Origin of the sequence: Streptomyces swartbergensis (assembly GCF_002148965.1) — a bacterium.
In the GTDB taxonomy this organism is placed as follows: domain Bacteria; phylum Actinomycetota; class Actinomycetes; order Streptomycetales; family Streptomycetaceae; genus Streptomyces; species Streptomyces swartbergensis.
This window is the reverse complement of record NZ_NGFN01000772.1, coordinates 1-887: the sequence shown is the minus strand read 5'-3', so window position 1 is coordinate 887 and position 887 is coordinate 1. Positions and strand designations below refer to the sequence as shown.

Annotated in this window: 1 pseudogene; it reads right to left on the bottom strand. The window is 75.5% G+C overall.

The features are described from left to right. Positions 1-138: 138 nt before the first annotated feature. Positions 139-887: pseudogene (locus CA983_RS44235) on the bottom strand (serine/threonine protein kinase); the annotation flags it as partial.

The following is an 887-nucleotide window of genomic DNA, read 5'->3' as shown; positions in this document are numbered from 1 at the left end:
GCCTAGGTGACTGTGCCTTTGGGCTGGGGTCGGGTGGGTGCGCAGCTCGGCGCGACGAGGTGCCGCTGCGCCCACCCTCCCCCAAGCTCTCGACTTCGCTCGAGCAGGGGGGAACCGGCGGTTGGCCACCGCCTCCGGTCACTGCCTCCTGTACGTCAGCCGTTCCCCGCTGCTGGTGTTCACGCGCTGGAGCGTGCCGTCCGGGAGGACGGTGATCTCGGTGGCGGCGCCCGGGGTGCAGGCGGTGCGCGGCTGCCCGACGGTCACGGTTGACGGGCCGATCTTCAGCGGGCCGTCGGCGTCGGGGGCGTCGGTCAGTGCGCCCGCGAACACGCAGTGGTAGTTGCCGCCCCCGTCCGTGGGGCCGTCGGCCACGAGGGACAGGACGGTGTCGCCGGGCTCGCCCTGCTGGATGGTAAGTCGCCGGGTGTGCCGGCCGTCGGCGTTGTCGATCGTCGTGGCCCAGGTGCCCAGGTATCCCGTCGGGATCGAACCGTCCGCCGGGGAGGTGGAGGTGTCCGGCTGCGAGATCGTCGGGGTCGGGCCCGGCGTGGTCGGGGGCGCGTCGGTGCTCCGCGTGGGGGTGGGGTCGCCGCCGGCCCGGTCGCCGTCGCCGCCCTGCATCAGCGCGTAGACCGAGCCGCCCGCGGCCAGCGCGACGACCAGGGCGATCACGACGAGCAGCGCGGTGGAACGGCCGTTTCTTCCCGCCGGATCCTGCGGCGGACCGTAGGGCGGTGTCGTGCCGTAGGCCTGGCCCGTGCCGTAGGGCTGGCCCGTGCCGTACGGCGGCGGGCCGAAGGGCGGCGTGGAGCCGAGGCCGCCGTAGGCGGGGTGGAAGGGCGGGGCGGCGCCCGGGGCGCCGGGCTGGGGGTGCTGCTGGGGGT